We start from the raw sequence: 18,745 nt of genomic DNA on the forward strand, positions 1-18,745 counted from the left end.
ATAATGAAAGGGTAACCAAAACGATTTAAGGGGGAACAACATGAGAGCGCAATCAACGAAAAAGAGATTCTTGTCGCTTCTCGCTACAACGCTGTGTCTGACTGTCGTTCTTGCAGGATGTTCAGGAGGCAGTGGAGGCGGAGATAATGCAGCTTCAAACACAACAGGAACTGAAAACGAATACAAAGAGAAATACGATCCGCCAGTTACGATTACAACAGCCTGGGGAATCGATCCTGAGCTGAAATTCAAAAATGGCGAATCCATGGAAAATAACGTGGCAACCAAGTGGGCCAAAGATCAATTCGGTATTGAAATCAAATCGTTGTGGTCAGTAACAGACACAAACGGAGCATTTGCAACCAAGCTTCGTCTTGCGATGTCATCAGGACAGGAAATGCCTGATATTGTAAACGTGGGTGATAATCTGCTTGCTCAGGATCTGATTGATTCTGGAATGTATCAAGAAGTAGGGCCATTGTTCGATAAGTATGCTTCGGATACATGGAAAAAAGCAATGGAACAAGATCCAAACGTATGGAACCAATATAGTCGTGATGGCAAAAGAATGGGTATCCCTGTTCTGGACTATGCCTACAACAATGATTATCTATTGTGGATTCGTCAGGATTGGCTGGATAAGCTAAACCTGAAAGCGCCAAAAACAATCGATGAACTAGAAGTTGTTATGGAAGCATTCAAAAACAATAACCCTGACGGCTTGGCTCCTGATAAAGTCACTCCGCTCAGCATTGGTTTCAAAACTTCCATGAATACATGGATGGGAGACCCATCTTGGATCTTCGGAGCATATGGAACATTGCCGTTCCAATGGAATCTGGGGGAAGACGGCAAGCTGGAGTATGGCTCCATCAATCCAGGTATGAAGCAAGGTTTGACCAAATTGAGCGAATGGCTCAAAAAAGGATATATCCCGCAGGAAGCAGCTCTATGGGATGAGAACAAAACAGCAGAGCCAGCAGTTGCAGGAACTGCCGGTATTATTCCAGGACCTTACTGGATGAGTGGATGGCCACTTCTAGATACAGTGAAAAATGTACCGAGTGCCGTGTGGAAACCGATTGAAATTCCGTCTGGTCCTGAAGGCAAAGCGATGCGTCACGGGACACAGTTCGTTAATGGTGTTACGTTGATCAAAAAAGATATGGCGCACCCAGAAGCATTCTTTACGTACCAGAACTACCTGTTCGACAATTATGCAGACCCGGCACCAGGTAGCCCTTATGATAACGGTCTGTTTGCAGGCTATGATTATCAATTAGATGCAAATGGAAAACAAATGCCGATTGACGAGATCGAAGGCGGATATGTGAACGTTGTACGTTATTTGCTTGTTCGTGACGGTGCTCGTATTCCAGATGCACAGATGAAAGCTCTGATGAATTTGGCCAATGGCAAAGAGCCTGAAACCAAGCTTGAAAAAGATGTTGCTGTCAACTACGGTAAAGAGACTCCAGCAGCAGCGAAAGTCTTGCTTAGCCAAGAAGAAATTTCCTTCAAAAACATGTTCACAGGTCCGACAACAAAGACGATGAAATCCAAGCTTGACTATCTGAACAAAATCGAGAATCAAGCATTTAACGAAATTATCTATGGCAAAAATCCGGTTGATGCGTTTGATACGTTTGTACAAACGTGGAAATCCGGTGGCGGTGACCAAATTACGCAAGAGGTTAACGAATGGTATGACAGTGTGAAAAAATAGTTACATGCAGCGCTCAGACGACTAACGTCTGGGCGCTTTTTTTTGTTTATTCAAGCTAAGGCAAAGTGGTTGAATTTGTGCCATTTATATTGCTTTTATGTGCTGTTTGGACCCCGTAAAAGGTTGATATAATCGCATTATAAGCCACTCAGGGAGTACTTGAGTAGGAAGAAATACAGGGGGAGCAATCATGAGAACTTTGAAACGCACTTGGCCATTCCACGTTATGCTGTTGCCAGCCATTATCTTTCTGATTATCTTCAGTTATGTGCCTATGGGCGGAATCATTATGGCGTTCCAGAACTACAAGCCATGGCTTGGGATTAGCGGATCTGAATGGGTTGGGCTGGACAACTTTAGATATTTGTTTGAACGTGAAGACAGCTTACAGGTCATCTGGAACACATTGATTATTGCTGTACTTAAACTGATTTTTAATTTATTTGTTCCATTTGTTTTTGCCATTCTTTTGAATGAGGTTCGCAAGATGGCTGTACAGCGAACGATTCAAACACTCGTATATTTACCTCACTTCTTGTCCTGGGTCATTCTGGGCGGGATTTTGATAGATCTGTTGTCAACAGGCGGCTTGGTTAACCGGGTTCTGGGGACCTTCGGACTCGGGCCATATTTCTTCCTAGGAGACAACAGTTGGTTCCGATCTACGGTCATTCTGACAGATGTGTGGAAAGAATTTGGCTATAACATGATTGTCTTTCTGGCTGCCCTTGCCGGAATTAATCCAGCATTGTACGAAGCAGCGGAGATTGACGGAGCAGGACGCTGGAAACAGACGCTGCACATTACAATCCCTTCGCTTGTGCCGATGCTGATGGTTGTAGGAACACTGGCGCTTGGTAACGTACTGAATGCCGGATTTGACCAGATATTCAACTTGTATAACCCGCTCGTATATCAAACGGGTGACATCATTGATACATTTGTATATCGTTCCGCAATGCAAAATGGTGAGATGGGCTTTGCAACCGCGATCGGATTGTTCAAATCGGTTATTAGTATGATCTTGATCCTTGTATCGTACAGCTTAGCCAAAAAATACGCTGGATATCGCATATTCTAAACGAATGAACAGAGAAAGAAGGGACCACGATGTATCATAAATCATTGCCTTATCGCGTGTTTAATATAGTCAATACCTGCTTTCTGATTTTGGTCGCCATTATGTGTATCGTACCGATGATTCATGTACTGGCAGTATCCTTTAGTACAAAGGCTGCTGCCGATGCAAATCTGGTCAATCTCTGGCCCGTAGGCTTTTCACTTGAGGCCTACAAAAAGACGATGAACAATCCAATTTTCTTGAACTCGCTCTGGATCTCACTGCTACGTACAGTGATCGGTACAGCTATTACCTTGCTGATTACGTTCCTGGCGGCGTATCCGTTGTCCAAAGAGAATAGTGAATTCAAAGGCAGAACGATCTACTCCTGGATTTTTGTATTCAGTATGATTTTCAACGGGGGACTGGTGCCGTTCTACATGGTTATCCAGAAGATCGGGTTGATGGATTCCTTCTGGGTACTGGTACTCCCAGGAGCAGTTAACACATTCCTTGTCATTCTGATGCTGAACTTCTTCCGCGGTATTCCAAAAGAGCTGGAGGAAGCGGCGCTGATGGATGGAGCTAACCATTTCAGAACATTGTTTAGGATCTTCCTTCCCATTTCGATGCCGTCCATTGCAACAATTGCATTGTTCAGTATGGTGTTCCACTGGAATTCCTGGTTTGATGGATTGCTCTACATGAATAACGCCAAGGATTATCCACTTGCTACATTTATGCAAACGGTCATTATTGGACGTGATATGAGTAGTATGAGCATGAATCCAAAAGAAATGGAAGCTCTCTCTCAAACGACGGTAAGGGCAGCTCAGATCTTCATCGGAAGTGCACCGATCTTGATTGTGTATCCTTTCCTGCAACGTTTCTTTGTCAAAGGTATGACGTTGGGCTCAGTTAAAGGCTGAGCCTGTACCCCAAATTAATGGAGGTTGATACAGTGAGCAACTTGACGGAAAAGACATTCATTCTGGGAATGGATGTGTCTTTTATGGATGAAATCGAACAGCATGGCGGGAGTTATAGTGATGTGGATGGCAAGGAACAAGACTTGCTGTCCATCCTGAAGTTCAATGACGCTAACGCGATACGACTTCGAATCTGGAATGATCCTGTTGGTGGATTCTGCAATCTGGAGCGGACGGTGGAGATAGCCAAACGGATCAAGGAACAGGGCTTGAAATTTTTGCTTGATTTCCATTATTCTGACCGCTGGGCTGACCCAGCCAATCAATGGAAGCCGAAAGCATGGGAGAATCTGTCCTATGAAGAGCTTCAACGTGCGGTATGCATGTATACGGCTGACGTTCTGAGAACGTTGCAGGAACACGATGCGCTTCCAGACATGGTGCAGGTGGGCAACGAAATTACGCCAGGCATGTTATGGAATGAGGGACGTGTCGGTGGGGAAGAGCATGATACGGATGAACAGTGGGAGCGTTTTGCAGGCCTTGTGAAGTACGGAATTGCTGCGGTCAAATCCGTTGACGCGGATATTCAGATTATGATACATATTGATCGTGGTGGAGATAACGCGGAGAGCCGCAAGTTTTACGATCGCTTTGAAGCACTGGGTGTGGAGTTCGATATCATTGGTCTCTCGTATTATCCTTGGTGGCATGGCACACTCGATGCGTTACGTGACAATCTGCATGATCTGGCTGAGCGTTATGGCAAACCTATCAACGTAGTTGAAACTGCTTATCCATGGACGCTGGAGCAGCCGGAAGGTATGGAATGGATTTTGAATCAGGAAGATTTGTTGTTGCCAGGATACCCTGCAAGTGTAGAGGGACAGACCAAATATCTGAAGGACCTGTTGCAGATTATCCGTGAAGTTCCTGGTGGTTTGGGGCACGGATTCTATTATTGGGAACCTGCCTGGATACCAAGTAAAGAAGAATGGTCCGTCGGACATCCGAATAACTGGGGCAACCTCACCATGTTTGATTTTAAAGGTCGCAAGTTGGAATCGTTTACAGCGCTCGCTACTGCAGAAGAATCAGCTACCGTGACATACGTGTAATACCATACAGGATCGCAAGTTGTATCTGATAAAAAACATGAAGTCATGCCAGATGATGCCAGGTAATATAAGCCGTGAATATCGTTGTATTAAATAAAAATTGTAATTCAAAAGCAAGGGAGTTGTCCTTATGACATACAAATATCCACCTGTAAGTTCCAAAGCCCCGCACATGTTGCATGGCGCTGACTATAACCCGGAGCAGTGGCTCCGTTATCCTGAAGTTCTGGAAGAAGATATTCGCTTGATGAAGCTTGCCAAGTGTAACGTGATGTCCATTGGTATCTTCTCTTGGGTATCTCTTGAGCCGGAAGAGGGCGTATATACGTTTGAATGGCTGGATCAGGTGTTGGATCGTTTTGCAGCTAATGGCATCTATGCATTCCTGGCTACACCAAGTGGTGCGAGACCAGCGTGGATGTCCGCCAAGTACCCGGAAGTACTCCGTGTCTCTGAGAAACGTGTCCGTAATCTCCACGGTTTCCGTCACAACCATTGTTATACTTCCCCGGTATACCGTGAGAAGGTTACTGCGATCAACACAAGACTGGCAGAACGTTATTCGGATCATCCGGCTGTAATCGGCTGGCATATCTCGAACGAGTTCGGCGGAGACTGTCATTGTGATTATTGTCAGGAAGCGTTCCGTGGTTGGGTTCAGAAGAAGTATAAAACACTCGATGAACTGAATCATTCGTGGTGGACCACATTCTGGAGCCACACGGTTACAGACTGGAGTCAAGTGGAATCCCCGGCTCCACACGGTGAGACACAGGTACACGCGATGAATCTGGATTGGCGCCGTTTCGTTACGGATCAGACAGCTGATTTTATCGTGCATGAAACGAAACCATTGAAAGCTCAGAATCCCGATCTGCCAGTCACAACCAACCTGATGGAATTCTATGGCGGTCTGAACTATTGGAAGTTCGCCGATATTCTGGATTTCCTCTCTTGGGACAGTTATCCGACTTGGCATGATGCAGATGACGACGCGAAACAGGCATCCCGGATCGCAATGATGCATGACATTGTTCGTTCGATCAAAGGTGGGCAGCCGTTTCTGCTGATGGAAAGCACTCCAAGTTCAACCAACTGGCAAGATGTTAGCAAGCTGAAAAAACCTGGCATGCATCTGCTCTCTTCTCTCCAGGCTGTGGCACACGGTTCCGATAGTGTGCAGTACTTCCAGTGGAGAAAGAGCCGGGGGTCCAGTGAGAAGCTTCATGGTGCGGTGGTAGACCATGTTGGAACGGAACACACACGAGTGTTCCAGGATGTCACCGACGTAGGAACGGCTCTTGAAGGCATGGAAGCCATTGTAGGAACAGCGGTTCCGGCAGAAGTTGCGATCATATTTGATTGGGAAAATCGCTGGGCCGTTAATGATTCACAGGGTCCACGCAATATCGGTGTGAAGTATGAACAGACGGTGGAAGAGCACTACGAAGCGTTTTGGAAAAAAGGAGTCGCTGTGGACGTTATCGATATGGATGCAGATCTGTCCAAGTACAAGCTGCTGATTGCTCCAATGCTCTATCTGGTACGTGAAGGTGTCGGGGAACGCATCGAGAAGTTTGTAGAACAAGGTGGTACGTTTGTAGCAACTTACTGGTCTGGTATTGTTAACGAAAACGATCTGTGTTTCCTGGGTGGATTCCCAGGCCCACTGCGCAAGACACTTGGCATCTGGTCCGAGGAAATTGACGGATTACATGATCGTGATCTGAATGGAATCATTCCTGAAAAGGGCAATGAGCTTCAGCTCCATACAGCGTATGACGCAATTGAACTGTGTGATCTGATCCATCTCGAAGGCGCGAAGTCCCTAGCTACGTACCGTTCTGACTTCTATGCCGGACGTCCGGCATTGACGGTTAATCAGTTGGGTTCAGGAAAAGCATATTACGTGGCGACACGTCTGAAAGTGCCATTCTATGATGATTTCTATGCTCAGCTAATCACTGACCTGAACATTGAACGTGGACTTGAAACGGAACTGCCTGCCGGAACTACGGCACATACGCGTACAGATGGTACGGCTGATTATGTGTTTGTACAGAACTACACACCAGATGAGAAGCTGGTTGAATTAGATGGACAGTCCTATACGGATCTGCTCAGTGGTGATGCTGTGGGAGCCAGTCTCAGCTTGCAACCATATGACATTCGTGTCTTGCGTAGAGCGGTTGAACGGGAATAATATCCATTCTATACGTTACGAATAAACGGAGTTAGGATTAACAAAAGATTGCCCTGAGCGCCTGTTAAAGGTGTTCGGGGTGTCTTTTTTATTTTATGTAATTGCTGTTGAACGACTTTTTCTGGACAAGATAAAGGATAAACGTGTCCGCGCAGCGAAGACAAACAGGTAACTTGTAACTCAAGACTTTCAGTCTGGGAGGAATGGAAATGAATCAGAGAAATCTGGACGGCAACAGCATTATTATTCGGCTGGAAATGACAACAAAAGATATCAAGTTTGGCGAAGTGGCTTCGGCCATCTCGGAAGCTGGTGGAGACATCATTGCCATTGACGTCATTTCGACCAATCAGGATGTCAGTGTGCGCGACTTGACCGTCGCGGTAACAGATGCACAGGATAACAGCAAAATTATAGAAGGGGTGCGCCAACTCAAAGGTGTATCCATCATTAACGTATCGGATCGCACGTTCTTGCTGCATTTGGGCGGCAAGATCGAAGTGACACCAAAGACCCCGATTCAGAATCGGGAAGATCTGTCGCGTGTGTACACTCCGGATGTGGCTCGGGTATGTTCAGCGATTGCGGAAGAACCGGGGAAAGCATTCTCGCTGACAATCAAGCGGAACACGGTAGCCGTGGTTTCCGATGGCAGTGCGGTGCTTGGACTGGGCAACATTGGTCCCCGTGCAGCGATGCCGGTCATGGAAGGTAAAGCGATGTTATTCAAACAGTTTGCAGGCGTGGATGCCTTCCCCATCTGTCTGGACACACAGGATACCGAGGAAATCATTCGTACTGTGAAAGCGATATCACCTGGTTTTGGTGGTATTAATCTGGAGGATATTTCGTCACCACGTTGTTTCGAGATTGAACGTCGTCTGAACGAGGAACTGGATATTCCGGTATTTCATGATGACCAGCATGGTACAGCGGTTGTGTTGTATGCCGGTCTGATCAATGCGCTCAAACTGGTAGGCAAGTCGATTAATGATGTGAAGATCGTGGTCTGTGGCATTGGTGCAGCAGGTGTAGCTTGCAGTAATATTTTGCTGTCTGCAGGAGCCAGTCGACTTATTGGTGTCGATCGTGAAGGTGCGATTGTACGGACACAAACCTATGAGAATGAAGTCTGGAGTGATTATGCAGCCCGTACCAACCCGGAACTGGAAACCGGTTCACTGCGTGATGTTATCCGTGGAGCCGATGTGTTCATTGGTTTGTCGCGCGGCAATCTGTTAACTCGTGAAGACGTGCAGACCATGGCAGAAGATCCAATCGTGTTTGCGATGGCCAACCCGGTACCTGAGATTATGCCTGCCTTGGTGGAAGACATTGTAGCTGTTATGGCAACAGGACGATCCGATTATCCGAATCAGATTAACAACGTGTTATGTTTTCCGGGCATCTTCAGAGCAGTTCTGGATTGCCGGGCTACTGAAATTAATGAAGAAATGAAGCTGGCGGCTGCCCAAGCCATTGCTTCGGCCATTACAGACGAAGAGCGTACGCGCTACTACATTATTCCGAGTGTGTTCAATGATAAAGTGGTCAAATCGATGCGTAATCGCGTGATTGAAGCAGCTGTTAAGACGGGTGTAGCGCGACGTATCCCACGTGAGCAGGCCCGTGAAGGTGGGGAATCGTAAGATGCAAGAGAACCCTCTTCAACCTTCTAGCGAGAGCGTTCAGGGATCAGGAAACATGCATAATGTACATGGAACAACCGTAGGAGAGACTGTTTTGCGTGCCGCCCGATCTTTTGTACAAGGGGACTCATCCAAACATACGGATGGTCATGACTGGCCGCACATTGAACGGGTAACTGCACTTGCGGTCGAACTCGCTCATCGCATGGGTGCAGACCCATTTGTCTGTGAACTGGCTGCATTATTACATGACGTTCCGGATGAGAAGCTGAATGAGAGCTTGGAAGCCGGGATGGCCAAACTGAATGACTGGCTGGATACCCAGCCTCTTGACCCGGATATACGTGCAGCGGTTGTGGGTATTATTAGCACTATCTCATATGCGGGAGGGCAGCGCCCTGCAGTCAGTTCGCTTGAAGCACAAGTTGTACAGGATGCAGATCGACTGGATGCACTGGGTGCGATTGGGATCGCGCGAACCTTTGCCTTTTCAGGAGCCAGAGGGCGCGAGATGTACGATCCATCCCTTCCCCCACGGGAGCAGATGACCCGTGAGGAATATCGCAATGGGCGCAGCACAACGATAAATCACTTTTACGAGAAGTTGTTCAAGCTCAAGGATCTGATGAATACCTCCTATGGCAGGGAGCTGGCGGAACAGCGTCATGATTATATGGTGCAGTTCGTGGACCAGTTCAAAAGGGAATGGGAGGGCACGGACCGTTAGGCAGGCATAATAAGCATGAGTATTCCACAGAGGTATAATTAGTAACAGAGGCGAATCTTTGAAGTGGCGAAAATCCATTTTGAAGATTTGCTTCTTTTTGGGTTAATAATGTGTATTAACATACATAAAGAAATCAATTTCACAATGCCTCTGACTTATGACATGGCAACGGAAGACCTTACATGGTACAATAAATCGTTCTCCTGAATGAATTCAGGCAAAAAAAGAAATATGGGGTAATAATGAACATGATTATCAAATGTAAAATTTCAGGTTCGGTAAAGAGGAGGGGTCACCACCATGTCGTTTGGTGCACGTGTACTTAAGACGGGGATCGCGGTCACGCTTGCCTTGTACCTAAGCAGCCTGTTCTTGAACCCGCAATCTCCCGTGCCTGCCGCAATCGCGGCTATATTCGCCATGCAGCCTTCCATCTATCGTTCCTGGAAATACTTTCTGGATCAATTGCAAACGACCACGCTGGGAGCTATTGTGGCCCTGGTGGGGGGCATGGTGTTGTCCAATGAGCCAATCGCTGTTGGATTAATTATTGTACTTGTCATCATGATCTGTCTTAAATTAAATATGGGTGAGACGGTTGGCCTGACACTGGTCACGGTTGTATCCATTATGGAAGCATCGGGTGACTGGCATTTTGCACTCAATCGTTTTCTGTTGACACTGGTTGGTATTGTATCGGCGTTTCTCATCAACATTACGGTATTTCCTCCGAAACCGAAGGTTCAGTTCGTGAAGCAGATCCATAGTGTATTCAGCGGTATGTCGTTGCTTCTGCGAACCTCGATCTCGGATGAGATCAAGGAAGTTGTATTCCGGGAGGAGAAAAGCAACCTGGGCGGTTCCATTAAGTCTCTGTCCGACAAGTATAACTTGTTCGAAGAGGAACAGAAAAAGATGAAACGTTCGAAATTCAGCGAAACTCGTCAGATGGTGGTCTACAAACAAATGCTGCTGAGTCTGCAAAAAGGGTACGAGGTGCTGGATTCGGTGGAACGCCACTATTTCCAGGCACCGCGGACAACGGCCATGGATCAGTTTTTTGACTCACATCTTGAACTGGTTATCAAATTCCATGAGCATGCACTGCTCAAGTTCGAGGATAAGCTGAAACCTAATGGGGAAGAGGCCGCACAGTTTGTATTGGATAATGACCGTTTCATGGAGCAGGCGATCACCCAGTTTGATATCGACAAGGAAGGGATGTTACGATTGTCCATCGTGGCTGCTGCGATTTATGATTACGGGTATCAGCTGGAACGTCTAAATCGACTTGCCGAACATGTGCATAGCGCCAGTGAAGACAAAGAATCACAGGACAAAATTTTGAATTGGCTTAAGTGGCCTTGATAACGAATTGCGCACCTGCTTCGCGATCATATACAATGGAACTACAACATAGCCCGGACAACCGTGTCCGGGTTGTTTTGTCATACATACGGCTGAATGGCCTGAAGGTTGAATGAAATTTAACGAACTGAGGGATAGAGACATGATCATAGAGCAATTGGATGCTGAATTAATGGAATGGTTGAATGGGGCAAATCTGGAGCATAAACAGCATGAAGCCATGCAACTGCTGACCGTATCCGAGGATCAGTGGCCGCATCAGGCGATGATCAGTATGGGGGAAGTGATTGCGATAAATCCGCATCAGCTTAGACTGGCATTATGGCCAGGTACACAGACCAGTATGAACATGAGCAAAACAGGCAAGGCTACCTTGATTGCGGTTCAAGGACATCGATTGCTGCATATCCGTATAGAAGTAGAACGGCTGCCTGAGATTAAGGGAGCTGTTCATCCGAGGGATCGTTTTGAAGCACAAGTGCTCCATGTACGTGTGGATCACGCGCCATATGCGGAGATCACTTCAGGAATAACCTTTCAATTAAAAGATGAACTTGGAGCAATTACACGTTGGAAAGAGACGATTGAAGAATTACGAAAATAGGCAGAAGTAGCTAAGTCAGATGAGGTCCCGGTGATTGGGTAATAATGAAGAGGAAAACAACAAAAAACGCCTCCGCTTGCATCGGGACGTTGTCACTGGTACAATAAAAAATGGTTTTCAGAAAATTAGAACTAATTAACATATAATTAAAATGTTTACTTTCTAATAATTATACCATTGCCTTTTCGGGCTTGTCAAATGGGATTTTGAGGACACAATCCGGGGAAAGAGGGGCTATTAACATATGAGTACAGAGCAGCAGTGGAGTGAAGAACAACAACGGGTCAACACGGTGACCGATCAGATTGAGCGCAAGATCACAACGCTGGAAGATGAAGTAGGTTCCTTCCGGGACGAAGTGGTTGGCATGAGAAAAGATTTCTGGGACGAAGTCACAATGAACTTTAGTGAAGCGGATGATGTCGGGGAAACTTCAACCAGTATGCGGCAGCAGTCACAGGTACTGTCCGATCGGGAGCGCAGTCATCTCAATACAGCGGCTGCGTTGGACAAAATGAAACGACTGCATCATTCACCGTATTTTGGCCGCATTGATTTTAAGGAAGACGGGTATCCAAATGCAGAACGCATTTATCTGGGCATTGCCTCGTTACTGGATGAGAAGGAAGAATCCTTTCTGGTCTACGACTGGCGTGCGCCAATCTCTAACCTGTATTATGACGGAGCGCCGGGTCCAATTACGTACCAGACTCCAAGCGGGGAGATCAGCGGTGATATAGAGATGAAGCGGCAGTTTGTCATTCGGGACGGACGTATCCGTTTTATGTTTGACACGGGGGTTACGATTGGTGATGAGTTGTTGCAGGCCGTGCTCAGTCGAACTTCGGATGCACAGATGAAGAGTATTGTAGCGACCATTCAGAAGGAGCAAAACCGGATTATCCGTAATGACCGGACACGTATGCTCATTGTGCAAGGCGCAGCCGGCAGTGGCAAAACATCCGCGGCGCTCCAGCGTGTGGCATATCTTCTCTATAAATACCGCGAGCATCTGCAAGCGGATCAGATGGTTCTTTTTTCACCAAATCCGATGTTCAACAGTTATGTCTCCACGGTACTGCCTGAGCTTGGGGAGGAAAACATGTTGCAAACGACCTTCCAGGAGTATCTGGAGCGCCGTTTGGGTCGTGAATATCAACTGGAAGATCCGTTTATTCAACTCGAATATGTACTTACGGGGACGGAAGATCCCGATTACGATGTGCGCATGTCCAGCATTCGCTTCAAGTCATCCGAAACTTTCCTCAAGGTTATTACACGTTATAAGGAAAGTATGTTGTCAGGTGGCATGAAATTCAAGCCGGTTCGCTTCCAGGGCCGAGCGATTGTCACGTCAGAGGCTATGGCTGAGAAATTCTACAGTTTTGAGTCGTCTGTTAAGCTGGTGAGTCGACTGGAGATGTTGCGGGACTGGATGCTGAAAGAACTGTCTGCCTTTGGTAAAGGTGAACTGGATGCGCCTTGGGTGGATCAGCAGCTTGATCTGATGGAGCCGGAGGATCTGCAACGTGCCTATCAGCGCTTGAAGCGCAAGCAAAAAGGAAAGACCCATACATTTAATGACTTCGAGCAGGAAAGAGAAATTCTGGCACGTATGGTGGTCAGTGATCGACTCAAACCGCTGCGGAAATGGATCAAGTCATTGCGATTCGTCGATATACGACAATTATATGCGCATCTGTTCAACGATCAGGCTCAGATGGTGCGACTGCTGGGTGATGAAGCCTTGCCTGCCCAATGGGAAGAAATATGCAAGATGACTTTACGCAGATTGAAGCTTCAGGAGTTGGCATATGAAGATATTACGCCATACTTGTATCTGCGTGAGCTTATGCTTGGATTCCATATTAACTCCAATATTCGTCATGTCATTATTGATGAGGCCCAGGACTATTCTGCGTTTCAGCTGGCGTTTATGAAGAGATTGTTCCCACGGGCGAAGATCACAGCACTCGGTGACTTTAACCAGGCAATCTATGCCCACTCTTCAGTGCTTAGTGGAACAGGACCATTAACTAACCTGTACGGACCAGACAATACGGAAGTCATTGAGTTGACCAGAAGCTATCGATCTACCCGGGAGATCGTAGAGTTTACCCGCGGCATGGTACCTGGTGGGGAAGAGATCATTCCATTTAATCGTAGTGGCGAGAAGCCAAAGGTTATCGTTTCTTCTGATTCAGAGCGTCATATGAATGTCATTACGACCGACCTCAAGCATTTGATTAAAGAGGGGTATGAATCGGTTGCAGTCATCTGCAAGACCGCCGAAGAGAGCAGAGATGTCCATGCTGCATTGAGTAAGCAACTGCCAACAGCACCGAAGTTAATCAAGAAAACGACGCTGGCTTTTGAGCAGGGTGTTCATGTCATTCCGGCTTATCTAGCCAAAGGCGTAGAATTTGACGCTGTTCTAATCTATGACGGTTCTGCGGAGCAGTATGCCCAGGAGCATGAACGCAAGTTGTTCTATACGGCTTGCACGCGAGCGATGCATTTGTTGCATGTTTACTGCGTGGGTACACCAAGTCCGTTCATTACCTCCCAGTCAGAAGAATGGTATGATCTTGGCAAGGTGTCTGCTGCGCAAGTAGACTGACCTAATACTCACTCTTTATAGGCAGTAAGAAGACTTCCCTTCATTGGAACGGAAGTCTTTCTGTGTATGATACATATAACAGGAAATAATCGGCATACCAAGGGGAAGGATAGTTGTAGGCCCATACAGGGGGAACATATTGAATAATACCTAACGTGAATTCGTAAGGATTGGGTCCCGTGAATAAATACGACTGCATAATTTGTATTAAAGCACAATGGATGTGATTTTTCTTTACACATGAGGTCCGGACTCTTATAATCGTAACAATATATTTTTTTTGGATCGTTTATTAAAGGAGGCAACAAAATGAACAAACCATCATTTGAACGGCCACTTATGGCCGATTGTGTACCGGATCTGGTCGCTACAGCCCGGGGAGATTTACCAGCGACTATGGTCATTCGGGGAGGTACGCTGGTGAATGTGATATCGGGTGAGATACTGCCTGAGATGTCCATAGCTGTACAGGGAGCTCGAATCGCTTATGTCGGCAAAGATGTAAGCCACACCATCGGAGAACATACCCGGATTATTGAAGCGAACGGTAAGTATATCGCTCCTGGTTTGCTGGATGGACACTGCCATATCGAAAGTACACAAATGAAAGTAACCGAATTTGCGAGAGCGGTGTTGCCTTCAGGCACGACCGGAGGTTTCTTTGACCCACATGAGATCTCTAACGTGCTTGGTCTCAAAGGTCTGAGACTGATGCTGGAAGAAGCAAGGACCACACCGATGGCTGCTTATATGCAGGTAGCTTCCTGCGTGCCTTCCACCCATCCTGGACTGGAGACAACAGGTGCTTATATAGGGCCTGAAGAGGTGGCTGAGGCTCTTTCCTGGGGTCCTGACATGATTGGTCTTGGGGAAGTGATGAACTTCCCTGGGGTCGTCTACGGGGACGAGACGATGATTGGTGAGATACAGGCGACCCTCCGGGCAGGTAAAGTGGCAGACGGTCACTTTACCTGGGCAGCAGATGACTGGCGTCTGCCAGCCTACGCAGCGAGTGGCGTTACAGGGGATCATGAATGTGTGACCAAGGAAGATGTGGTTGAACGTCTGCGCCTCGGGATGTACGCAAAGATGCGGCAAGGTTCGGCATGGCATGATGTAGCAGAGACGATCAAAGCTTGTACCGAGCTTGGACTGGATACACGCCGAATGATGCTGGTAACCGATGACCGAAGCTCTGAATCCCTGCTCAAAGAAGGACATATGGACTTTGTTGTTCGTCTCGCAATCTCCCAAGGTGTGAAGCCGGTCACTGCCTTCCAGATGGCTACCATTAACACGGCTGAGCGCTTCGGGGTTGCGCGCGACATTGGTGCGGTTATTCCGGGCAATATAGCCGATATTATTCTGCTAGACGGCCGGTTGGCGGATGTACGTGTGGGCATGACGATTGCTGCCGGGCAAGTTGTGGCCGAGAATGGGAAAATGACGGCGGTCTGGGACAGCTTCACGTACCCGGAGGAAGCGCTGAACACGGTGAAGTTGGAAGCTAATATTCAGCCAGCAGATCTGGAACTGGCGGCACCAATTACAGAGGGTACGATTGGTGCCAAAATCATTCATGTGACAGAGAATCATGTGGATACGAAGGAGAAACACCTGCCTGTCACGGTGCAGAACGGCAAGGTTATGGTTTCAACTTCAGGGGAAGTATGCAAAATTGCGGTATTGGAACGTCACAAACAAACCGGGAATCGGGCGGTCGCGCTTGTTGGAGGCATTGGCTTCACGTCGCCTGCAGCGATTGCGATGACGGTTGCTCATGATAGTCACAACCTGTTGATTATTGGTAATGATGATGCCCTGATGGCTGAAGCCGGTAACCGTGTCATTCGTATGCAAGGCGGGGTCGCCGTGGTCACGTCTGCTGGTGTAACTGAATTCCCGCTGCGGATTGCAGGTTTGATGTCAACCGAATCTTTCGAAGTGGTTGCAGCCCAATCGGCAGCAGTCAGTGAAGCTTTACAGTCCGCAGGCTGTACGTTGAATAATGCGTTCATGACCCTTTCGTTGCTCGCGCTGGTTGTGATTCCAGAATTACGTTTGTCCGATAAGGGGCTTGTGCGAATCTCGGCAGAAGGTATTGAACTGGTGTCCCTTTTCGATGAAGTGGTTGACAGTACACGGGTAGCTCCAGTCGGTAATGAATAAACGGAAATTTTGAGTAGAGCATTATTAACCTACGTTAATTGCAAAACCGCCTTAGGGCGGTTTTTTTGTACTTTTCTGGAGAAAACGCTTTCTAGGTCTTCTGGTTCTTGGTGTACATATGGCAATAATGACTGAAGTCGTGAAGAAAGTAGGGTTAATTTAGAAAATAGTGAATAATTGTGACTTTTGAACTATACATACAGAACTATGAATTCCCGAAATATAGTTATATGATTCTTTCGTCGTAAGTCTTAGAGATGTTATTGCATATAGAAGCAATCCAAATTCGTCGTACCTAATAAGTATCCATAAATTGAATATGAAACGACACAATTTCATCCAGATTTGCACGTCAGAGCTGATAACTTCAGAGGGAGTGTACAAATATGAAAAGCAAAAGGGGTTACCATTTTATCTTATTGATCAGTTGTTTGATCCTGTGTGCGAGTACAGCCTGTTCTTCCAAAGCTATTGCGGATGGTTCAGTCGACAGTTATGCAACGATTCATGGAAAACTTGATGTGCCGGTGAGAGCGACATGGGTGTGGGATACCACCCAGATCCGAAGTAATCCTCAAGAGGTGCTGAATTACGCTACAGCGAACAAGATCAATACGATCTATCTGCAGATGAACCGGGATATAAAGATTCCTGATTATAAAAGCTTTATCCGCCAGGCGAGAGCCAAGAACATTGCGGTGGACGTCATGGATGGAAGATCAGCCTGGGGATTGACGGAAAGTCGGGAGCAGATTGCATCTTTCCTGGACTGGATCGAGGCATATCAGGCGCAGGCGTTGTCCAATGAGAAGTTTGCTGGTATTCATCTGGATATTGAGCCACATGTGCACCCCCAGTGGAAAATCAATCAGGCCAGTGTGATTACCCAGTGGCAAGGAAATGTGGAGTACATTGTTGAACGAGCATCACGGATGAAGATACCGGTAGCGGCTGATCTGCCTTTCTGGCTCGATAACTACAAAATTCCGGGTTCAACGATGGCCGTAAGCAGCTGGATGATTCGCAAGTTTGATTCCATCACCATTATGGCTTACCGCGATACAGCTGCTGCAATCTATAGTGTAGCGAAAGATGAACTTGCAGAAGCAGCTCTTCTCGGCAAAACGATTTCTATAGCCGTGGAGACGAAGCAAAGTAAAGAAGGCGACTTCATTACTTTTTATGAAGAGGGATCTGCTTATATGGAAGCACAATTGAAGTTGGTCGAAAAAATGGCTGCAGCACATGCGTCCTTTAACGGTTTCTCCGTACATGAGTACACTTCATGGAAGACGCTGAAAAAGTGAGACACCAATAAGCTCCTTAGTGCATGGCTGATAGCAGCGAAGGTAATGAGGTTTTAACTGAGACGACAAGTCTCATTAGATAATTTCGTTTGTTCTTTCGAGGGAAGTAGATAAAGAAGGTGCTTGCAGCCTGTTAGCTGCGAGCACCTTCTTTAGTTTTGCTGTTGAGTTGTAGCGATACAGGGCGATTTCATGCTCAAGCTCTCTATCTAACCGCTCTCCCGGAGCGTGGTCTTTCCTAGACCAGGGCGGACGCTGTGGCCACGTTCTCATAGAACATTTTGCGATACTGTGAAGGTGTGGTGGCTTTATGCTTTTTAAATGTAGTGATGAAGTAGCTTAGATGCTCAAAACCCACATCCATGGCGATATCAACAATTTTGTGATCCGTGTTCTCAAGCTGAACGCAGGCCTGTTGAACACGGTAATAGTTAATGTAATCAACGGGGGTTTTCTGCACCATTTGTTTGAAGAAACGGCAGAAGTGTCCTTCACTCATATTGGCCTCATCGGCCAGTTCTTTCAGCTTTAACGGTTCGGGATAACGTTTATGGATATACCCGAGCACGGATTTCAGGCGCTCGATCTTGTCGTGACTCCCTGTAGTCACGGTGCCTTTGAGCGGAGCAGATCTCATATGTTCGAACATTCGGGCAAATATGAGATAGAGATACGCTTTTGTTGACATTTCGCACGTTTCTGTTCGGGTAGCATGGTCCGCAAATATACGTTTCAGGTGATCCAGAATTTCTTGCCCCCAATCCTCATCTGCCTTGATATGACAAGGGGGAATCAACGTTTTTCGTACCAGTGGACCGATGAATTTCTCCTGTACCGTATCGAAGGTGCGACTGCCGAGCAGCTCCGGATTAAACACAATGGAAGAGAATACGCAAGGAACTTCACCCTTCAGGTAGCCCGCATGAATTTCGCCTCGATTGATAAAGATTGCCTCGCCTGCCTTCACCTCAACAGTATTCATATCAATCTGAAAAACGGCGCAACCCTCAGTCACCATGGTGAACTCCATCTCATCATGCCAGTGGCAATCCAGAATGCTATCCCCATTTAGTTGCTGAATATCCGGGTACACACTAACGGGATACATGGCATTGCCGTGAATCCGGTCTTCCCGTAATCGTTCACGTTCCATATCAACGACTCCTTTTTTCATTATTAATGTAATCGTTTCCATAGATTGGTGTTGATGTTCAAGAATCGGATGGTTATTATCAAAATTGTGATATATTTGGTCAAAATAAGAG

At 46.8% G+C, this 18,745-nt stretch carries 13 protein-coding genes; 12 read left to right on the forward strand and 1 reads right to left on the reverse strand.

From position 1 onward, the window contains the following. The first annotated feature begins 40 nt into the window (after positions 1–40). From AC1S8V_RS10720 to AC1S8V_RS10775, 12 genes are all read left to right on the forward strand, one after another. Entirely contained in the window at positions 41–1,726 is a 1,686-nt protein-coding gene (locus AC1S8V_RS10720; protein WP_482073585.1) for a type 2 periplasmic-binding domain-containing protein, read from the forward strand. 190 nt (positions 1,727–1,916) lie between these two features. After that, a complete protein-coding gene (locus AC1S8V_RS10725) occupies positions 1,917–2,807 on the forward strand; it encodes an ABC transporter permease (RefSeq protein WP_017689297.1) in 891 nt (296 codons plus the stop codon). Between the two features lie 29 nt (positions 2,808–2,836). Next, entirely contained in the window at positions 2,837–3,715 is an 879-nt protein-coding gene (locus tag AC1S8V_RS10730; protein WP_036670224.1) for a carbohydrate ABC transporter permease, read from the forward strand. Between the two features lie 32 nt (positions 3,716–3,747). Further along, on the forward strand, positions 3,748–4,833 hold the full coding sequence (locus tag AC1S8V_RS10735) for a glycoside hydrolase family 53 protein (protein ID WP_482073586.1): 1,086 nt from the start codon (positions 3,748–3,750) through the stop codon (positions 4,831–4,833). A 130-nt stretch (positions 4,834–4,963) separates the two neighbouring features. Then, the gene (locus AC1S8V_RS10740) at positions 4,964–7,036 is read left to right on the forward strand and encodes a beta-galactosidase (protein ID WP_482073587.1); all 2,073 of its coding nucleotides are present in this window, start codon (positions 4,964–4,966) and stop codon (positions 7,034–7,036) included. A 209-nt stretch (positions 7,037–7,245) separates the two neighbouring features. Further along, the gene (locus AC1S8V_RS10745; protein WP_482073588.1) at positions 7,246–8,685 is read left to right on the forward strand and encodes an NAD-dependent malic enzyme; all 1,440 of its coding nucleotides are present in this window, start codon (positions 7,246–7,248) and stop codon (positions 8,683–8,685) included. Between the two features lies 1 nt (position 8,686). After that, complete coding sequence (locus tag AC1S8V_RS10750) at positions 8,687–9,412, forward strand: HD domain-containing protein (RefSeq protein WP_482073589.1); 726 nt, start codon at positions 8,687–8,689, stop codon at positions 9,410–9,412. Positions 9,413–9,712: 300 nt separating this feature from the next. Then, complete coding sequence (locus AC1S8V_RS10755) at positions 9,713–10,780, forward strand: FUSC family protein (protein WP_017689291.1); 1,068 nt, start codon at positions 9,713–9,715, stop codon at positions 10,778–10,780. 142 nt (positions 10,781–10,922) lie between these two features. Next, positions 10,923–11,384, forward strand: coding sequence for a pyridoxamine 5'-phosphate oxidase family protein (locus AC1S8V_RS10760; RefSeq protein ID WP_482073590.1), 462 nt, complete (start codon positions 10,923–10,925; stop codon positions 11,382–11,384). Between the two features lie 244 nt (positions 11,385–11,628). Beyond that, positions 11,629–14,004: an RNA polymerase recycling motor HelD gene (gene helD / locus AC1S8V_RS10765; protein WP_482073591.1), complete on the forward strand. Its 2,376-nt coding sequence runs from the start codon at positions 11,629–11,631 to the stop codon at positions 14,002–14,004. A 309-nt stretch (positions 14,005–14,313) separates the two neighbouring features. Further along, positions 14,314–16,173, forward strand: a complete 1,860-nt coding sequence (locus tag AC1S8V_RS10770; RefSeq protein WP_482073592.1) for an adenine deaminase — start codon at positions 14,314–14,316, stop codon at positions 16,171–16,173. A gap of 386 nt (positions 16,174–16,559) precedes the next feature. Then, the gene (locus tag AC1S8V_RS10775) at positions 16,560–17,480 is read left to right on the forward strand and encodes a hypothetical protein (RefSeq protein WP_482073593.1); all 921 of its coding nucleotides are present in this window, start codon (positions 16,560–16,562) and stop codon (positions 17,478–17,480) included. A 238-nt stretch (positions 17,481–17,718) separates the two neighbouring features. Here the strand turns inward: AC1S8V_RS10775 and AC1S8V_RS10780 are convergent, their stop codons facing one another. Beyond that, complete coding sequence (locus AC1S8V_RS10780; RefSeq protein WP_482073594.1) at positions 17,719–18,633, reverse strand: AraC family transcriptional regulator; 915 nt, start codon at positions 18,631–18,633, stop codon at positions 17,719–17,721. Positions 18,634–18,745 lie beyond the last annotated feature (112 nt).

The organism is Paenibacillus sp. B46(2026) (assembly GCF_056786355.1).

What these genes read in the sequence shown, in the direction of transcription:
- AC1S8V_RS10745 (WP_482073588.1), top strand. Translation starts at nt 7,246, where the DNA reads ATGAATCAGAGAAATCTGGACGGCAACAGCATTATTATTCGGCTGGAA.
- AC1S8V_RS10725 (WP_017689297.1), top strand. Translation starts at nt 1,917, where the DNA reads ATGAGAACTTTGAAACGCACTTGGCCATTCCACGTTATGCTGTTGCCA.
- AC1S8V_RS10720 (WP_482073585.1), top strand. Translation starts at nt 41, where the DNA reads ATGAGAGCGCAATCAACGAAAAAGAGATTCTTGTCGCTTCTCGCTACA.
- AC1S8V_RS10750 (WP_482073589.1), top strand. Translation starts at nt 8,687, where the DNA reads ATGCAAGAGAACCCTCTTCAACCTTCTAGCGAGAGCGTTCAGGGATCA.
- AC1S8V_RS10740 (WP_482073587.1), top strand. Translation starts at nt 4,964, where the DNA reads ATGACATACAAATATCCACCTGTAAGTTCCAAAGCCCCGCACATGTTG.
- AC1S8V_RS10760 (WP_482073590.1), top strand. Translation starts at nt 10,923, where the DNA reads ATGATCATAGAGCAATTGGATGCTGAATTAATGGAATGGTTGAATGGG.
- AC1S8V_RS10755 (WP_017689291.1), top strand. Translation starts at nt 9,713, where the DNA reads ATGTCGTTTGGTGCACGTGTACTTAAGACGGGGATCGCGGTCACGCTT.
- AC1S8V_RS10780 (WP_482073594.1), bottom strand. Translation starts at nt 18,633, where the DNA reads ATGGAACGTGAACGATTACGGGAAGACCGGATTCACGGCAATGCCATG.
- AC1S8V_RS10775 (WP_482073593.1), top strand. Translation starts at nt 16,560, where the DNA reads ATGAAAAGCAAAAGGGGTTACCATTTTATCTTATTGATCAGTTGTTTG.
- AC1S8V_RS10770 (WP_482073592.1), top strand. Translation starts at nt 14,314, where the DNA reads ATGAACAAACCATCATTTGAACGGCCACTTATGGCCGATTGTGTACCG.
- helD (WP_482073591.1), top strand. Translation starts at nt 11,629, where the DNA reads ATGAGTACAGAGCAGCAGTGGAGTGAAGAACAACAACGGGTCAACACG.
- AC1S8V_RS10730 (WP_036670224.1), top strand. Translation starts at nt 2,837, where the DNA reads ATGTATCATAAATCATTGCCTTATCGCGTGTTTAATATAGTCAATACC.